Source organism: Pantoea sp. RCC30.1, from assembly GCF_058148845.1.
The window spans coordinates 135,624-153,205 of sequence record NZ_JBXUHX010000010.1 but is presented as its reverse complement, the minus strand read 5'-3'; the positions used below and the strand labels follow the sequence as shown (position 1 = coordinate 153,205).

Genomic DNA, 17,582 nt, shown 5'->3' with positions numbered 1-17,582 from the left:
AAACAAAACCGGCGAGATGTGCATCATTACGGGCAATCGGGGAGAAACCACTGCGCCCGGTTAACGGGTCGCAGTGCGGGGACGTGAAGCGTAGAAGAAGAGCAGCAGAGAGATTGTCGCGCACAGTGCAATCGTGCCGACCATCGGCCAGGCGCTGTTGAAACTCACCAGCGACAGCAGTGCACCGACAAAAGCGCCGACGCCAAAACGCAGCGTGCCTGCCAGAGAGGATGCCGTTCCGGCCATGTGCGGAAACTCATCCAGAATCACCGCCATCGCATTCGATGAGACCATCGACACGCAACCGATAAACATTGCAATCCCCATCACCAGCGGCAGGAAGCCAAGGCTGAAGGCGCTGACAATCAGCAACCAGATCCCCATGCAGAACTGTATCAGCAGGCCCAGCCGGAACATCGCCACCGGACCAAAGCGGCGCACGGCGCGGCTGTTAATCAGCGTCAGCAGAAACAGAAACACCACGTTGAGGCCAAAGTAGTAGCCAAAATTTTGCGGTGAGACGTGATTCAGCTCAATGTAGACAAAGGGACCCGCATTGAGAAAGGTAAAGAGTCCGGCAAAGGAGAAGCCGCTCGACAGCATGTAACTGAACGCCCGTTTGTGGCGGAACAGCGTCACGAAATTGCCGATCGTAGTACGCAGATGAAAGCGTTGTCGCTGCTCCGGCTTCAGGGTTTCGCGGATCTGCGTGGTCACCAGCACGGTGGTCACCAGTGCCGCTCCCGCGAGCGCCCAGAAGATCGCATGCCAGCTCCAGAGCACCAGCAGCCAGCCACCGATGATCGGTGCCAGCAGTGGCGCAATGGTGGTAATCAGCATCACAAAGGACATCATGCGCGAGAAGTCCTCTTTCGAGTAACTGTCACGCATTAGCGCATTGATCACCACACTGGCAGCGGCTGCCGACAGTCCATGCAGGAAGCGCATCAGAATCAGCTGATCGATGGTCTGTGACAGTGCACAGGCAGCAGCGGCGCAGGCAAAGATCAGGGTGCCGAGCGCAATCACCGGCTTACGCCCATAGCTGTCCGCCAGCGGACCATAGATAAGCTGGCCAATCGCGAAGCCAAGGATGTAGAGGTTAAGCGACATCTGCACGCTACCGGCTGACACGCCGAACTCGCGTGCAATCTGCGGCATGGCGGGCAGATACATATCGATCGACAACGGCATCAGCATGGCTAACAGACCGAGGATAACCACCAGTCCTGTTGGCGAGTTCTTTTCCTTACGCACACCTTCTCCTGCACGAATGAGTCTGGTATGGGCCGCCCGGCCCGCCCGATTATTTGGTCTGCAGCTCTTTGGGCACACCGATGCTGGCGATCTCTTCTTCTGTCAGCGCGCGGTATTCGCCCGGTTCCAGATCCTCGTCCAGCACGATGTCACCGATGCGTTCGCGATGCAGCTCAATGACCCGATTGCCGACGGCGGCAAACATCCGTTTCACCTGGTGATAACGGCCTTCGCTCAGTGTCAGCCGCACGTCTGTGGGGGTAATCACCTCCAGCTGTGCCGGTTTCGTCAGGCTCTTTTCGTTATGCAGCTGCACGCCCGCTGTAAACTGCGTGGCCGTATCGTCACTGATTGGCGATTCCAGAGTAACGCGGTAGGTTTTCTCGCAGTGATGGCGTGGCGAGGTGATGCGGTGTGACCACTGGCCATCATCTGTCAGCAGCACCAGTCCGGTGGTGTCGATATCCAGACGTCCTGCCGCGTGCAGTTTGAATGACATCGGCTCTTCGATGAAATAGATGATGGTCGGATGATCGGGATCGTCGGTTGAGCAGACGTAACCCTGCGGTTTGTTCAGCATAAAGTAGCGTGGACCGGTCTGCATCTGCAGTACGTTGCCGTCATAGACGACTTCGTGATCGGGCAGCAGTTTGAACGCGGTATCGCGAACAATTTCCCCGTTGACGGTGACACGCTGGCCACGGATCTCGCGATGAGCGATGGCGCGGCTGATTTCCAGTTGCTGAGAGATGAATTTGTCGAGTCGCATGAATTCGTTTTGCCTGTTACTGCGGAGGGAATCTGAAACGGCCTGGTTAACCGTTGAAAATGTGCGGGAAGTATAACGTGATCCGCGCCAGCCTGACAGCGCGTTTACCGCACTTTCATGGCATAATTGGCATCAGTTATACAAAAGTGAGCAACATGTCTTTTACCTTACGCCCCTATCAACAGGATGCGGTGAATGCCACCGTCGCCCATTTCCGTCGCCATCAGGAACCTGCCGTCATTGTGCTGCCGACCGGTGCCGGAAAGAGTCTGGTGATTGCCGAGTTGGCACGGCTGGCCCGTGGCCGGGTACTGGTGCTGGCGCACGTTAAAGAGCTGGTGGCGCAGAACCACAGTAAATATCAGGCCTACGGGCTGGAAGCGGATATCTTTGCCGCCGGACTGCAGCGCAAAGAGAGTCAGCGCAAAGTGGTGTTTGGCAGCGTGCAGTCGGTGGCGCGTAATCTCGACCTGTTCGACAGCGCCTTCTCTCTGGTGATTGTCGATGAGTGTCACCGCATCGGCGATGATAAAGAGAGCCAGTATCAGCAGATCTTTAATCATCTGCGTCAGCACAATCCTCAGCTGCGTTTACTGGGCCTGACCGCCACGCCGTTCCGGCTGGGTAAAGGCTGGATTTATCAGTTCCACTATCACGGCATGGTGCGTGGCGATGAAAAATCGCTGTTCCGCGACTGTATCTATGAACTGCCGCTGCGCTACATGATCAAGCATCAGTTCCTGGTGCCGCCGGAGCGGCTTGATATGCCGGTGGTGCAGTATGATTTCAGCCGACTGACGGCACAAAGCAACGGCCTTTTCAGCGAAGCTGATCTTAATCGTGAACTGAAACAGCAGCAGCGCGTCACGCCCCATATCATCCGGCAGATTGTGGAGTTCGCCGAAGATCGGCTGGGGGTGATGATTTTCGCCTCGACGGTGGAGCATGCACGGGAAATTCTGCGGCTGCTGCCCGAAAACAGCGCACTGGTCTCCGCCGAAACGCCAGCCAGAGAGCGCGATGCCCTGATTCTGGCGTTTAAAGCGCAGCAGCTTAAATACCTGGTGAACGTGGCGGTGCTGACCACCGGGTTTGATGCCCCGCACGTTGATCTGATTGCGATTCTGCGCCCGACCGAGTCGGTCAGCCTCTATCAGCAAATCGTCGGACGCGGCCTGCGGCTCTCGCCCGGTAAAACCAGCTGCCTCATTCTCGATTATGCCGGTAATCCGCACGATCTCTTTACGCCCGAAGTTGGCGCGCCCAAAGGGGCCAGCGACAATCAGCCGGTACAGGTTTTTTGTCCCGCCTGCGGTTTCGCCAACACCTTCTGGGGCAAGGCGACCGAAGATGGGATGGTTATCGAGCATTTTGGCCGACGCTGTCAGGGCGTGCTGGAAGATAATGAGGGTGAGCGCGAACAGTGTGACTTCCGCTTCCGGTTTAAAAGCTGCCCCGACTGCGGCGCAGAGAATGATATTGCCGCCCGGCGTTGTCACCAGTGTGACAAAATTCTGGTCGATCCGGACGATATGCTGAAAGCGGCGCTGAAACTGAAAGATGCGCTGGTGCTGCGCTGTGGTGGCATGACACTGGAACAGGGCCATGACGCCAAAGGCGAATGGCTGAAGGCGACCTACTACGATGAGGAAGGCACCAGCGTCAGCGAACGTTTTCGTCTGCAGACGCCGGCTCAGCGTAAGGCGTTTGAACAGCTCTTTATGCGTCCGCATCAGCGCGCACCCGGCGTGCCGCTGGGCTGGCAGACCGCCGCTGACGTCCTGGCACTGCAGCCCCTGCTGCGTCATCCCGACTTTGTCGTCGCGCGTGCTAAAGGGCAGTTCTGGCAGATCCGCGAGAAAATGTTCGATTATCAGGGTCGCTATCGCCGCGCCAATGAGCTGCGGTAATCCCGGCTGGCGGGTATATCGTTTGCTACCACCCGGCATAACGGCTATACTGCCGCCCGCTTTTGCATGTGCATCAGCGGTATTGAATAACCTGCCTGTTACTGGGTCGCCTGTAGCAGGATTTAAATAAAGAGATATATTAATGCTCACTATCAATGCAGTAGAACGTAAAGAGCAGGGTAAGGGTGCGAGCCGCCGCCTGCGTTTAGCAAACCGTTTCCCGGCCATCATCTACGGTGGTTCTGAAGCGGCTGTTGCCATCGACCTGGATCACGACTCGGTAATGAACCTGCAGACTAAGCCAGGTTTCTACAACGAAGTTCTGACCCTGTCAGTTGACGGTAAAGAAACTAAAGTGAAAGTTCAGGCTGTTCAGCGTCACCCGTTCAAGCCAAAACTGTTCCATATCGACTTCGTTCGCGCTTAATCGCGAACTTCGTTGAAAGCAGAAGGGCCGGTTGCGAAACCGGCCCTTTTCTTTTGTCGCTGCCAGGTGAAAATTATCGCCGTGGGCAGAGAATGAAAGCCGGGTTAAGCCCGGCTTTTTTATTTGCTGCTGGTACGGCGCTGAAGCTGATCGCGCAGATTGGGTGGTGTGCCCTTAATTGTCAGGGTATCCGTGGCCGGATCCCAGAAAATGCGTTCGCCCAGCAACATCGCATCGAAATTCAGGGTCAGTCCCCCGCCGCTTCCGGCAAACTTCGTCAGCTGGCGCAGCGTACTGCGATCTGCCGGGAAGCTCTCTTCCAGCTCGTAGCCCTGCTCCTGAGTAAAAGCCTGGAAGGTTTTTTCGCCCAGCGGTGGCAGTTCGCTCGACAGATCTTCCAGCGCAATCTCCTCGCCCGCCTGCAACTGCTCGTTGCAGTAGCTATAGACCTGCTGGCGGTAGTTCTGCCGCTCCTGCTTATCCAGTTCCGATTCGTTGCAGTAATCATCTACTGCCTGCAACAGACCGCGGTTCTGCGCCTTGGTGTCTAATCCCACTTCAGCACCGAGGAAGTCCATGAAGAAGTCAGCCACTTTACGGCCAACGCGGCCGCGCAGGAAGGTCAGGTAACGGGTCGATTCCGGGTTAGTTTCCCACTCGGTCAAATCGATACGCGCCACGATGTCCGCATGATTGATGTCGAGATAGTGAGTGCTGCTGATATCCATTTGCTCGTTGACACGCATGCTGGACTGGCTGTTCAGCACCGCAATCAGCAGATATTCCACCGCCAGATAGCGGTAGTGAATAAACAGCACCACGCCGCCTTCAGCAAACGGATATTTTGCCAGCTCGTCGCGCAGACGACCGGTCGCGGCACGGCTAAAAGCGAGAAAATCATCGTTGCCCTTACGACAATTACGCAGCGCTTCTGCCAGTTCACTCTCTGGATTGAACAGGCCATAAGCTTTGCTTTTTGCGCTGTAAACCCGGTGTAATTCCTCCACCATCGCGTTGACCGTGTTGGTGGCAGGCAGCAGCGAATCGCGCAGCGCCAGTTCAAGCTGGTTTTCATCGCGTTTGATTAACTGATGCAGGGCAATCTGGTCGATATCCAGACTCATGGTAGACTCTCCTTTTAGCACAGGCGCGTATTCAAACACCGCCAGCATCGGCTTTCAACTCTATGCATGAAGCGAACGTGCTGCTTTCGATAAAATTGCGGTAAAAAGTGTGCTGTTCCGGTAATATATCGCCTTTTGAAATGAGCTTAGACGACGATATGGCACAATCATCCCGTTACAGTGACGAACGCGTGGAACAACTCCTCGCGGAAATGGCCCAAATCCTGCACAAGGACAAAGCCCCCACCGATCTCTCCCTGATGGTTCTGGGAAATATGGTGACAAACTTAATTAACAGCGATGTCGCCCCGGCGCAACGTCGTTCTCTGGCACGTTCTTTCGCCGATGCCCTTCAGGCGTCAGTGCGTGACGATAATGCCCATTAATTGGCTGATTTGACTCAATAATATGGTAACCAACCGGCAGCGCTACCGCGAAAAAGTCTCCCAGATGATCAGTTGGGGGCACTGGTTTGCTCTGTTTAACATCTTATTCGCGCTGATTTTAGGCAGTCGCTACCTGTTGGTCGCCGACTGGCCTTCTTCGCTGGCGGGGCGCATTTACGCCTATACCAGCTGGGTTGGCCATTTCAGTTTTGTCGTTTTCGCCGCCTATCTGCTGATTATCTTCCCGCTGACCTTTGTGGTGATGTCGCAACGGCTGATGCGGGTGTTATCCGCCGTTATTGCGACCTCCGGGCTGACGCTGGTGATGGTCGACAGTGCGGTGTTCAGCCGCTTCCACCTGCATCTTAATCCGGTGGTGTGGGAGCTGGTCATCAACCCCGACCAGAGCGAGATGGCGCGCGACTGGCAGCTAATGTTTATCAGCGTGCCGCTGATTTTCCTGGTCGAGATGCTATTTGCGACCTGGAGCTGGCAGAAGCTACGCAGCCTGAATCGCCGCTCGTTTGGTAAGCCCGTTGCCGCCCTCTTTATCAGCGCCTTTTTTGCAAGCCACCTGATGTATATCTGGGCCGATGCCAACTTTTATCGCCCGATTACCATGCAGCGCGCCAACCTGCCGCTCTCCTACCCGATGACCGCCCGCCGCTTCCTTGAGCGTCACGGTCTGCTGGATGCGCAGGAGTATCAGCGTCGGCTGATTCAGCAGGGCGATCCGGAAGCGGTGGCCGTTGAGTATCCGCTGAGCGACATTACGTTCCGTGATGCCGGCACGCGTAACAACCTGCTGGTGCTGACAGTGGATGGTCTGAACAACGCCACGCTCGCCAAAGCGCTGCCGGAACTGAACCAGTTCGCCAGCGAGAACGTGCGTTTCACCCAGCACTACAGCGCGGGTGATACGCCAGAGAAAGGGTTGTTTGGCCTGTTCTATGGTATCTCCTCCAGCTACATGAACGGTATTCTGGCCTCCCGAACGCCGTCGGCGCTGCTGGGCGCGCTTAGCACCCAGGGCTATCAGTTTGGCCTGTTCTCCTCGGAAGGCTTTAATCCGCCGCTCTACCGCCAGGCGTTGCTGACTGATTATTCGCTGCCTGCGACAAACAGTCAGCCCAACGCCAGCACCGTAGCGCAATGGCAGAACTGGCTGGAGAAACAGAAGGATTCACAGGCACCCTGGTTCTCATGGATTGCCCTGAACGGTCCTGATGTCACCGGCGACAGTGCCAAAGCCCGTCAGCGCAGCTATCTGCGCCAGGCTCCCGCCGTTGATGAGCAGATTCATGCGGTGCTCAATAGCCTGCAGGCGCGTGATTTACTGAAGAACACCGTGGTGGTGATTACCGCGCAGCGTGGACTGGCACTGGATGGCGATCCTGACAGCGCCGGAAACCGCCAGACGCTGCAGGTGCCGTTAGTGATTCACTGGCCTGATACCCCGGCGCAGACTGTTGATCGTCTCTCTGATCATCAGGATGTAATGACAACGCTGATGCAGCGACTGCTGCATGTGCGAACCAATCCGGCGAACTACTCGCAGGGTGAAGATTTGTTTGCTGCGCGTCGTCGCCATGACTGGGTCGCGAGCAGTGAAGAGAACAAGCTAGTGATTACCACGCCGCAGGTGACGCTGGTGCTCAACAACAACGGCAGCTATCGCGCTTATGATGCGCAGGGCAACGCGCTGAAGGATCACAAGCCAGAGCTGGCGCTGCTGTTGCAGGTTCTCACTGAAGAGAAGCGGTTTATCGCTAACTGATTAATTATCAGGCAAATAACCGGCTGGTATCTTGCATTAATAACGATAACCAGTAGACTAATCCTCCAGTGTTCGGCACGTAGCGCAGCCTGGTAGCGCACGGTCATGGGGTGTCCGGGGTCGGAGGTTCAAATCCTCTCGTGCCGACCAAATTCTCCCAACGTTTTGTCTGGTGAAGTCCAGAGAGAACCATAAAAGACAGTTTAAACAGTAGGTTGTTGAAACCTGCTGTTTTTCTGTTGTCTAGTGAAATTCTGATTGATACAGTGGAATCCACCTGATTTAGGCATACTCATGGGCATACGTTTCTAAGACTGCCTTTAGATATGCCTAAGCCTTCCGAGGAACAGAATGGAGACTGCTTATGGCAAGACAGACCAAGCCCTTAAACAATACCGAAGTGAAGAACGCTAAAGCTGCTGAACGAGCATTGGTTCTTTATGACGGGGATGGTCTGGAACTGCAGGTAACTCCCGGAGGCTCAAAACTCTGGCGGTTTCGTTATTACAAACCTTTCACTCGTAAACGGGCCATGATCAGCTTTGGTTCATACCCTTCCGTTTCGCTTTCCGAAGCCCGCCAAAATCGTGAATCAGCCCGCGCTCTTCTCAGCAAAGACGTTGACCCTCAAGAGCACAAAAAGGCAGAGCAACTTTTTCAGAAGAGTGTGAGTGAAAGTACGTTTGAAAAAGTTGCAGCTGAGTGGTTTAAGACCAAAGAGGCAGCAGGATTAACTACTCACACTCTTAACGATATCTGGCGTTCAATGAGTAAATATGTGTTCCCACATATTGGCTCTATGCCTATTTCCAGCATTACAGCCCAACAGTTCATTGGATCTCTTAGCCCAACTCATGCGGCAGGCAGACTCGAAACTGTTAAAAGGTTGAGTCAGCGTATTAATGAGGTTATGGATTACGCTTTGAACTCTGGCTTAGTCACTTCAAACCCAGCGGCAAAAATCGGTAAGACATTCCATAAGCCAAAAGTAAAACACCGCCCTGCCCTCTTACCTGAACAGCTACCTCTGCTTATGAAGAATCTCGCATTTGCGAGTATTGGCAGACAGACGCGCTGTCTTATCGAATGGCAGCTCCTTACAATGACACGACCGGCAGAAGCGGCGATGACACGCTGGGATGAGATCAACTTCGAGACAAAGGAATGGCGCATTCCTGCTGGTCGCATGAAAATGAAACGTGTGCATATTGTACCGCTGTCTGAGCAGGCACTTGCTGTGCTAGAAGTTATGAAGCCAATTAGCCAGCACAGACCACACGTTTTTCCCGGATACCGCAATCCGCAGGAACCAATGAACAGTCAGACGGCAAACATGGCGCTGAAACGTATGGGCTTCAAAGATATCCTTGTTGCGCATGGTATGAGATCGATTGCCTCAACTGTTCTCAATGAGAAAGGGTTTCAGCCTGACGTGATTGAAGCAGCACTGGCACACATTGATACTAATGAGGTCAGGAGAGCTTACAACCGTTCTCAATATCTGGAGCAACGAAGAGATATGATGGCGTGGTGGGGTAAGCATGTTGAACTGTCAGCAAGTGGCAACTACAGCTTTTCATCAGGATTGGAAAATGATTCAGTAAATGATTACTATGATTTAAAAGTCTGAAAACTATTTGCACCTACTATCATACTCAACCACAAAAATCGCAACTCTACTTTATGATCTAAAGATCCTAACTAAGCCTAATAATTTTAAAAGGAAATAGCCTAATGATTTATCAGTGTTACTCATGCAGCAAGACATCTTTCGAAATTATTTGTCCATGGTGTTCTGGCGGAGTACCAACTGCAACGAATTCATGGGGCACAAAAACGCCTCTCCCTGTAACCTCAGAACAAATGATTCCTCTTAATCCCTCTTTTTATCCAGAGTTTCAATATCAGTCAAAAGGAATCATAAAAGACTTATTCGGAAAAAAGAAAGAGCAATCCCAACTCAATAGTCTCCTGCAAAATGTCTTGGATAAATATGCAACATTTAAGGATCCTTACTTCACTAATTTCATCTACACCACAAAATTTTCACATGATAAGCGGTCAGAAAGTGATTTATCGGAAGACAAAAGCACTTATTCTGATTTTGTATTATTCCGTGAGGTTCTTGTTCGAAAGGGATTTAATGAATTAGAAGAGCTGCCAATGCTTTTGGACAAGCTTTTGCTTACTACATCTTTCAACGCTGTATATAACGGGTTTGCGAAAGAGATCAAAAGACATATCAAACCTACATTAACAGAATCTTTGAAATCATGGATTGAAGAGGCAGGAACAACATTTAGAGCTGATCTATCATTGTTTCTATACTTTGTCTGGAGCAATAAAATAGCTTTCTCTGCATTAGAATTCAATGAGAACGCACAAAACACTCCTGGCACACCATTGATCTTAATAGATAATATTAGAAAGTATATATCAATCTGTGAAACTATATATTTTGACATACTGGTTGAAAGATTGGCTATACGCCTTGAACATTTCAATCCCGATAAATATGTTAATATGTACTCAGTTGATTCAATGAATGGTTTTGAATTTGAAGACTTCTTAGTCAAGATATTCCAAACTCTTGGGTATGATGTTAAAGAAACCAAAAGAACCCAAGATCAAGGTGCAGATCTTTTTGTCACTCGCTTCGATAAAAACATTGTTATCCAAGCAAAAAACTATTCTGGCTCAGTTGGTAATTCAGCAGTACAACAAGCTATCTCCGCTAAAGCATTTTACTCATGTGACGAAGCAATGGTTATTACAAATTCATATTTCACTAATTCGGCTAAAGAACTTGCTGAATCAGCAAAAGTACGTTTGATTGACAGAAATGAATTACAAAAATATTTAGAAGACTATAATCAAAAAATAATAGAAGAATTTAAATAATTCTAAATATTAAAATTTTAAAAAATCGCCCCTGTTAATTATGTATTGTGTTCTGATTTAAATCACTGAAGATAGATTGCCTAGATCAAAAATATTTAAATTTAGACGTGCGAGAACAAAATGAATAGAGTTAATCAGATAGTTAGCATTCTTAGTAAAATGGAACCACATACTCCATTTGCCTTGATAAAATCCAAGAAAAAAACCTCAGTAAAAATACAAAACTACTCTTTGCTTGGATGCCTTCTATGTCTTCTGCTGTTGGGGGCACTAATTATTCTATGCTTAAATTTTAATATTGATAAAAAGAGCGTAGAAATTTACGCTTTATTGCTACTTATAATGAATCATATCTTTGGAATTATATGCTTTTCAACACCTATAGTCGCTGATATGAAATTCTTCCTTAATATGCGAAAGGAAGTAGTGAACGACTTTCAAATGGAAATCAATCACGATGAGAAGAATGTTGAACAACTCGATCATTATTCTTTTACTGAATTAGAATATGCAACATATTGGTTAAACCTTAAAACTGAACGTTTTAAAGCACGTATATCAGATTTCTTCGGTACAAAAACTGCTATTTTATCAATTTTAGGATTATCTTACTCCGCCGTACAATCTCTGGGAGGACTTGAAAAAATAGGCCATATTTTAGCCAATGGATTATTCAAATCCAGCATTGCTAATATAGTTTCAACATTAGGTTTATGTTTAATTCTTGGAGTTTCCCTTGGAGCCATTGTAATGAAAAATATTATCAATCATTTTGAATACCTAAAAAATATTCTAGAAATGGCTAAGCGGCGAAAAAAAGAGTTCTCCTAAAAAAACATCGGTCAGAATAATGAACTATGATCCTACCCGCGAATAGTGGACACGGGACTAAGTGAGTAAATTCTCAACCAGAGGTGACTCATGACTAAACCAGTATCAACCAGCAAAAAGCCCCGTAAGCAACATACACCTGAATTTCGCAACGAAGCCCTGAAGCTTGCTGAGCGTATCGGTGTGGCCGCCGCAGCCCGCGAACTCTGTCTTTACGAATCACAGCTTTATGCCTGGCGCAGCAAGCTAAAGAATGCCTGTTCCTCTTCCGAACGTGAGCAGGAAATGTCTGTTGAAATTGCCCGCCTTAAGCGGCAACTTGCGGAGCAGACAGAGGAGCTGGCCATTCTCCAAAAAGGCCGCGACATACTTCGCGAAGCGCCTGAAATGAAGTATGTCTTTATCGAAAACATCGGGCTGAGTTCAGCATCAAAGCCATGTGTCGGGTGCTTCGGGTTGCCCGCAGCGGCTGGTATGTCTGGTGCCGGCGTCGCCATCAGCCTGGTCCACGCCAGCAGTTCCGTCTCATCTGCGATGAGGCTGTTGGTAAGGCATTCACTGAGGCAAAGCAGCGTTATGGTGCGCCTCGTCTTGCTGACGAACTGCCGGAATATAACATCAAAACCATTGCTGCCAGCCTGCGCCGTCAGGGACTGCGGGCGAAAGCGACCCGTAAGTTCAGTCCGGTCAGTTACCGTGAGCACGGCTTGCCTGTGTCAGAGAATCTTCTGAAACAGGATTTTTACGCCAGTGGCCCAAATGAGAAGTGGGCAGGTGATATCACCTACTTGCGTACAGATGAAGGCTGGCTGTATCTGGCGGTGGTGATTGACCTGTGGTCCCGTGCAGTTATTGGCTGGTCGATGTCGCCGCGTATGACGGCACAACTTGCCTGCGATGCACTGCAAATGGCGCTCTGGCGGCGTAAACGTCCGAAAAATGTCATTGTTCACACGGATCGTGGTGGGCAGTACTGCTCATCGGACTATCAGACCTTGCTGAAGCGTCATAATCTGCGCGGGAGCATGAGCGCAAAAGGCTGCTGTTATGACAATGCCTGCGTGGAAAGCTTCTTTCACTCACTGAAAGTGGAATGTATCCACGGAGAACGCTTTACCAGCTGGGAAATAATGCGGGCGACGGTGTTTAATTATATCGAGAGTGACTACAACCGCTGGCGTCGCCACAGTGCGTGCGGCGGTCTCAGCCCGGAACAATTTGAAAACCAGAACCTCGCTTAGGGCTGTGTCCACATTACGTGGGTAGGATCACAGCTACCTCTGCTGATTGTCTTTTCAGGTCAACGTATTTCTTCACACAAAGAACTGACTTCAGCCTCATACCCTGAGAACAGTGTGTAAAAAATGCATCGTAGCCCTGATTTTCTTCACACTGTTTTTTATGTGACCCTGCATTTGCACTCCACAGACACTATTGCCACCTGCTCAGCGTTACCGCTCAGATAGCTGACTGAGCATTGCTGACAAGCGTCACTGATTTAAGAAATTCCGTCCGGAATGCACGCTGCTGGTTAACGAAAATAACGCAGCCAGTCAGTTCATCTCCTCCTTTCCGGTTCAATATTCCCCTGTTTATATGCCACGCTCGATTTCCTCAGCAGTCCGGCAACCGCTGGCATTTTCAAGCGACAGTGCCGAGGGGGGCATGCAGCCCCATGCAGGCGCCCCCTGAACCTCAGTGCATCACATAATCGAATGCTACCAGATTGAATTCTCCTGTATGAGAAGCGATAACTCTTATAAAACACACCTATAAAAGACTGATGAATGATCAAGTCACCATGAGACAAATTACAAGGTTAAACTTCTAAGGGCGCACACAAATTAACATAAAAAGGAATATTCTTATTTACTTAAAGAAAAAAGTAGAAGCAAGGACAAATATATTACATTTGTAACTAAAGTTGTGGGTTAAGGAAACCAATTGTTTCCATGATTTCGTTTTATTTTATAATACAGGAATTTATAAACATGAATTAAAATCATGTTTTACATATCATCACTGAAAATGTGAAAACTAAAATTCATACACTTAACACTTCATGCTTAATGATTATCTGTGAGAAAGCAGTTCCTTCGATGTAAAACAACAAAAGTGAAATATTTCATATTACTGAATTAAATAGGAAAATAACAATATTGACAATTCTTTACATCATATTTAACAATTTGAAATATCAAATTGATTGAAGTGAATCTTCACAAGTAGTTATAAGTAATTCTTACGAAACAAGAGAAAGACATGAGGGTGGAAACAACAGAAAATAAAAAACTTTCGCAGATGCGTCTTAATGATGCAAAACACAAATTAATAACTAATTATAGCCTTGAAAGAAATTTCTAATTTGGATTTCTTTGCACTTTTTTACGCACCTCGGAAAGTAAACTATTTAGACAGGCACTCCCTATAAGTGTCTTAATACCTTACCTTCACGTAAAAAAGGTGTTGCCATGATCAAAAAACTCCTTGCAGAAAAAGGCACTCTGATTTTTATTGAGGCCCATAATCCTCTATCAGCATTAATTGCTTCTAAAGCTGAACAAACCAACTCCCAAGGACAAACGGTTAAATTCGACGGTATATGGTCGAGTTCACTAACTGATTCTGCATCTCGCGGCATTCCCGACAATGAAACACTGGCACTGAGTAGTAGGCTTGAAAACATATCTGACATACGAAATGTTACTGATATGCCGATCATAATGGACGCTGATACTGGAGGACAGCCTGAACATTTTAATTATTACGTAAAACGAATGATTAAAATCGGTGTTAATGGAGTCATCATTGAGGATAAAACTGGTTTAAAGAAGAATTCGCTGTTCGGAACCGAAGTGGAACAAACACTCGCTGATACTAAAGAGTTTTCAGAAAAAATAAAAAAAGGTAAAGAAGCTGTAAGCATTGAAGATTTTATGATTATTGCCAGACTTGAAAGTCTTATAGCTGGTTATGATGTTAATCATGCACTCATAAGAGCCGACGCTTACGTTCAAGCGGGAGCAGATGGAATCATGATCCACAGTTGTAAAAAGACACCAGATGAAGTTTTCTTATTTAGTAAAGAATTCAGGAAAAAACACCCATCAGTACCCTTAATTTGTGTTCCTACCACCTATTCTGCAACAAGTAATAAGGAGCTCAGCGAAGCTGGATTTAATATTGTTATTTATGCAAATCACATGCTCAGGGCTGCTTACAAAGCAATGGAAAATGTTTCAAAAGAAATATTAAAACATGGTAGAACCGAGGAAGTCGAAAATTCATGCATGAGCGTGAAAGATATTATTTCACTAATTCCCTGAGGGAGATACACCGATGAAAAAAAAGGAAATAATATTAGGTGCATATATATCATATGGAACGGGTCATCATCCCGCTTCGTGGCGTCATAGTAGCGTCGATGCTGGAGCAGCGCTTAATATTGATGCATACGCTAATATTGCAAAAATATGTGAGAATGGATTCGCAGATTTACTCTTTCTGGCAGATACACCTTCTGTATTCCAGGACAATATGGATGGTTATGGAAGTAGAGTATCAGTTCTGGAGCCATTAACATTGTTATCGTATTTGGCTTCTAAGACACAGAATATAGGACTAATTGCTACAGCATCAACAACATATAAGCACCCTTATAATATTGCGCGGGAATTTGCTTCGCTGGATTATATTAGCAGAGGGCGGGCCGGATGGAATCTGGTGACATCCTCAAAATCGGATGCGGCTCAGAATTTTGGTCTTGCAGTGCATCCGGAACATTCAAAGCGCTATGATATGGCCTCTGAAGCATGGCAAATTATAAGCGGTTTATGGGACAGTTGGGATGATGATGCATTGGTAAGGGATAAAAAAAGTGGGCAATTCTTCTTTAAGGACAAATACAGGGAAATTAATTTCAACGGTGAATTTTTTAATGTAAAAGGGCCATTAAACATAGCTCGTCCGCCCCAGGGTTATCCAGTGGTCGTACAGGCTGGTTCTTCGGAAGAAGGAAAGGAATTAGCTGCTAAAACAGCTGACATTGTTTTTACCGCACAAAATAACATTGAAGATGCTAAAAAGTTCTATAACGATCTCAAAGGAAGAATGGCAAAATATGGAAGAGATAAAAATGAACTTCTTGTACTTCCTGGATTAAGTTATTATATTTCAAAAAATGAATGTCTAGCTGAAAAATTACTACAAGATCTTAATGCACTAATACCACAACCATTTGGACTGAGTATGCTTTCAGATTTACTTGGGGGAGTGGAATTAAAAAATTATGATCCTGATGGACCATTGCCAGAACTACCAAAATCTAATGGTAACCAGAGCAGGCAACAGATAATAATCGATCTTGCAAGAAAGGACAATTTATCAATCAGACAGCTCTATGAAAAAATAATTATTTCAAGGGGACATTATACATTTACAGGTTCATATCAGGATTTAGCTGATGAAATGATTAAATGGGTCGACAACGATGCATGTGATGGTTTCAATATTATGCCTCCACTCATGCCTGAGTCTCTCATTGATCTTTTTGATAATGTAATACCAATTATCCAAAATAAAGGGAGGTTTAAGAAATCCTATTCTACCGGAACATTAAGAGAAAAACTGGGTTTGAAAAGACCTAATAATAAATACGCCAATAAATAATACAATGCGAGGAAATTTAAAATGCTAAAGAAGAACCTTATTCTTGAAGATACAACCTTACGCGATGGTGAACAAGCTCCCGGAGTTGCATTCACGCCAGAACAAAAAGTTGAAATTTTTCACCTGCTTGCTGACATGGGCGTTAAATGGATCGAGGCAGGTATACCGGCAATGAAAGGCGATGAAGTAAAGGCTTTATCTGAAATGTTAGAGAGGAAAAATGAAACTAATATCATTGCATGGAATCGTGGTGTGCTTGAAGACATCGAATATAGTATATCGCTTGGATTCAAAGCAGTTCATATCGGGCTACCCACTTCCACTATTCACTTAGAAAAAAGCGTTAAGAAAGATAAATCCTGGTTGGTAAAAACGGCTTCAGACCTCGTTAAGTTTTCAAAAGATAAAGGTATGTTCGTTTCAATCAGTGCCGAAGATATAGGCCGCACTGACATTGGTTTTTTAGAGGAATACGCCCATGTTGTTGCTGAGGCTGGTGCCGATCGTTTACGCCTCTCGGACACTATTGGTATTCTTTCTCCATCACAGTACAAAGAAAAAGTCTCACTCCTAAATAAGAATGTCAAAATTGATTTGCAGTGCCACTGTCACAATGATTTTGGTTTTGCAGTTGCTAATACGCTCGCCGGTATTGAAGCAGGTGCAAAATATTTTCATGTTTGTGTAAATGGCATTGGTGAAAGAGCGGGCATGCCAGACTTCGCACAAGTCGTTATGGCATTACATTTTTTTCACGGTATCGATTTGGGACTCGATTTAACGAAATTAATCGCGCTGAGTCAGACAGTCGCTAAGTACAGTCATCAGAAAATCACGCCATGGCAGCCGATCGTTGGCAGCAATGTTTTTGCACATGAGTCGGGTATTCATGCAAATGGCATGCTCAAAGACAGCAGTACTTTTGAACCTTTCGACCCGGCTACGGTTGGAGGAGAACGACGTCTGGTTGTGGGTAAACATTCCGGCCGTGCAATTATAAAACATTTCCTCGAAGAATCAGGCGTGACAGCTTCTGATAATAAGGCTCTGGATCGCTGTTTAGAAAGGGTCAGAAGTCATGCTGTGAGTCATCCTGGTGGGATTCCGCCACACGTGTTAGTTGATCTGTATACCGCGGGGTAACAGATATGAAAAGTAATCAGCCGATTGTTAACCAGATTATTGCCTCCCACAGTGGCAAAAGTCGGGTTTCAGCAGGTGAACTGATCACGGTGGATGTGGACTACGTTTATGTCCAGGATGGAAATTCACCTACCGTGGCCAAATTGTTCAAAGACTATCAGCTGGCTGAGGTAAAGGAACCCGATAAAATCGGGTTCTTCTTCGACCATTCAGTTCTGGTACCTGATAAAACCATGGCTAAACGCGTTAACGAAGCCATGGCGTTTGCAAAAAAACTGGGGATAAATATATATCAAAGAGGTGAGGGAATCAGTCACGTTATTGCACTTGAGAATCAAATATTTAAGCCAGGAAATATTGTACTCGGAGCAGATTCTCACACTTGTACA

General features: G+C 47.4%; 15 protein-coding genes and 1 tRNA gene. 13 read left to right on the top strand and 3 right to left on the bottom strand.

The features are described 5' to 3' along the window. Positions 1-60 precede the first annotated feature (60 nt). On the bottom strand, positions 61-1,257 hold the full coding sequence (locus AC2LB6_RS11335) for a Bcr/CflA family multidrug efflux MFS transporter (protein WP_490093570.1): 1,197 nt from the start codon (positions 1,255-1,257) through the stop codon (positions 61-63). Positions 1,258-1,306: 49 nt separating this feature from the next. Then, entirely contained in the window at positions 1,307-2,026 is a 720-nt protein-coding gene (rsuA, locus tag AC2LB6_RS11330) for a 16S rRNA pseudouridine(516) synthase RsuA (protein WP_490093569.1), read from the bottom strand. A 155-nt stretch (positions 2,027-2,181) separates the two neighbouring features. Here rsuA and radD point away from each other — a divergent pair, with 155 nt between their 5' ends. Together radD and rplY are read left to right on the top strand one after the other, a co-directional pair. Beyond that, positions 2,182-3,936: a DNA repair helicase RadD gene (gene radD / locus AC2LB6_RS11325; protein ID WP_490093568.1), complete on the top strand. Its 1,755-nt coding sequence runs from the start codon at positions 2,182-2,184 to the stop codon at positions 3,934-3,936. A 142-nt stretch (positions 3,937-4,078) separates the two neighbouring features. Next, on the top strand, positions 4,079-4,363 hold the full coding sequence (gene rplY, locus AC2LB6_RS11320; protein ID WP_490093567.1) for a 50S ribosomal protein L25: 285 nt from the start codon (positions 4,079-4,081) through the stop codon (positions 4,361-4,363). A 119-nt stretch (positions 4,364-4,482) separates the two neighbouring features. Here rplY and yejK read toward each other — a convergent pair whose 3' ends face one another. Next, positions 4,483-5,487: a nucleoid-associated protein YejK gene (gene yejK, locus AC2LB6_RS11315; protein ID WP_490093566.1), complete on the bottom strand. Its 1,005-nt coding sequence runs from the start codon at positions 5,485-5,487 to the stop codon at positions 4,483-4,485. 158 nt (positions 5,488-5,645) lie between these two features. Here yejK and AC2LB6_RS11310 point away from each other — a divergent pair, with 158 nt between their 5' ends. The 11 genes from AC2LB6_RS11310 to AC2LB6_RS11260 all read left to right on the top strand — a co-directional run. Continuing rightward, on the top strand, positions 5,646-5,873 hold the full coding sequence (locus tag AC2LB6_RS11310) for a YejL family protein (protein ID WP_010248348.1): 228 nt from the start codon (positions 5,646-5,648) through the stop codon (positions 5,871-5,873). Between the two features lie 22 nt (positions 5,874-5,895). Further along, positions 5,896-7,650: an LPS biosynthesis-modulating metalloenzyme YejM gene (gene yejM, locus AC2LB6_RS11305; protein WP_490093565.1), complete on the top strand. Its 1,755-nt coding sequence runs from the start codon at positions 5,896-5,898 to the stop codon at positions 7,648-7,650. Between the two features lie 73 nt (positions 7,651-7,723). After that, positions 7,724-7,800 (top strand) — tRNA-Pro (locus AC2LB6_RS11300). 214 nt (positions 7,801-8,014) lie between these two features. Next, a complete protein-coding gene (locus tag AC2LB6_RS11295; RefSeq protein ID WP_490093564.1) occupies positions 8,015-9,280 on the top strand; it encodes an integrase domain-containing protein in 1,266 nt (421 codons plus the stop codon). A 104-nt stretch (positions 9,281-9,384) separates the two neighbouring features. After that, entirely contained in the window at positions 9,385-10,551 is a 1,167-nt protein-coding gene (locus tag AC2LB6_RS11290) for a restriction endonuclease (protein WP_490093563.1), read from the top strand. Between the two features lie 120 nt (positions 10,552-10,671). Next, positions 10,672-11,382, top strand: a complete 711-nt coding sequence (locus AC2LB6_RS11285; protein WP_490093562.1) for a hypothetical protein — start codon at positions 10,672-10,674, stop codon at positions 11,380-11,382. Positions 11,383-11,472: 90 nt separating this feature from the next. Then, positions 11,473-12,623 (top strand): IS3 family transposase gene (locus AC2LB6_RS11280; protein ID WP_490093561.1). Its coding sequence is split into 2 segments (ribosomal slippage): positions 11,473-11,788 and positions 11,788-12,623, totalling 1,152 coding nucleotides; the frame shifts between segments, so codons are not numbered across the junction. A gap of 1,230 nt (positions 12,624-13,853) precedes the next feature. Then, positions 13,854-14,708 carry a phosphoenolpyruvate mutase gene (gene aepX / locus AC2LB6_RS11275; RefSeq protein WP_490093560.1) on the top strand — a complete coding sequence of 285 codons (855 nt, stop codon included), beginning with the start codon at positions 13,854-13,856 and terminating at the stop codon, positions 14,706-14,708. Positions 14,709-14,721: 13 nt separating this feature from the next. Further along, on the top strand, positions 14,722-16,050 hold the full coding sequence (locus tag AC2LB6_RS11270; RefSeq protein ID WP_490093559.1) for an LLM class flavin-dependent oxidoreductase: 1,329 nt from the start codon (positions 14,722-14,724) through the stop codon (positions 16,048-16,050). Positions 16,051-16,071: 21 nt separating this feature from the next. Next, complete coding sequence (locus AC2LB6_RS11265) at positions 16,072-17,193, top strand: homocitrate synthase/isopropylmalate synthase family protein (RefSeq protein ID WP_490093558.1); 1,122 nt, start codon at positions 16,072-16,074, stop codon at positions 17,191-17,193. A 5-nt stretch (positions 17,194-17,198) separates the two neighbouring features. Continuing rightward, on the top strand, positions 17,199-17,582 hold a 384-nt coding region (locus tag AC2LB6_RS11260; protein WP_490093557.1), incomplete at its 3' end, for an aconitase family protein.

Excerpts from the sequence above, each read along its gene's own strand:
- rsuA (WP_490093569.1), bottom strand. The coding sequence starts at position 2,026 with ATGCGACTCGACAAATTCATCTCTCAGCAACTGGAAATCAGCCGCGCC.
- radD (WP_490093568.1), top strand. The coding sequence starts at position 2,182 with ATGTCTTTTACCTTACGCCCCTATCAACAGGATGCGGTGAATGCCACC.
- rplY (WP_490093567.1), top strand. The coding sequence starts at position 4,079 with ATGCTCACTATCAATGCAGTAGAACGTAAAGAGCAGGGTAAGGGTGCG.
- yejK (WP_490093566.1), bottom strand. The coding sequence starts at position 5,487 with ATGAGTCTGGATATCGACCAGATTGCCCTGCATCAGTTAATCAAACGC.
- AC2LB6_RS11310 (WP_010248348.1), top strand. The coding sequence starts at position 5,646 with ATGGCACAATCATCCCGTTACAGTGACGAACGCGTGGAACAACTCCTC.
- yejM (WP_490093565.1), top strand. The coding sequence starts at position 5,896 with ATGGTAACCAACCGGCAGCGCTACCGCGAAAAAGTCTCCCAGATGATC.
- AC2LB6_RS11295 (WP_490093564.1), top strand. The coding sequence starts at position 8,015 with ATGGCAAGACAGACCAAGCCCTTAAACAATACCGAAGTGAAGAACGCT.
- AC2LB6_RS11290 (WP_490093563.1), top strand. The coding sequence starts at position 9,385 with ATGATTTATCAGTGTTACTCATGCAGCAAGACATCTTTCGAAATTATT.
- AC2LB6_RS11285 (WP_490093562.1), top strand. The coding sequence starts at position 10,672 with ATGAATAGAGTTAATCAGATAGTTAGCATTCTTAGTAAAATGGAACCA.
- aepX (WP_490093560.1), top strand. The coding sequence starts at position 13,854 with ATGATCAAAAAACTCCTTGCAGAAAAAGGCACTCTGATTTTTATTGAG.
- AC2LB6_RS11270 (WP_490093559.1), top strand. The coding sequence starts at position 14,722 with ATGAAAAAAAAGGAAATAATATTAGGTGCATATATATCATATGGAACG.
- AC2LB6_RS11265 (WP_490093558.1), top strand. The coding sequence starts at position 16,072 with ATGCTAAAGAAGAACCTTATTCTTGAAGATACAACCTTACGCGATGGT.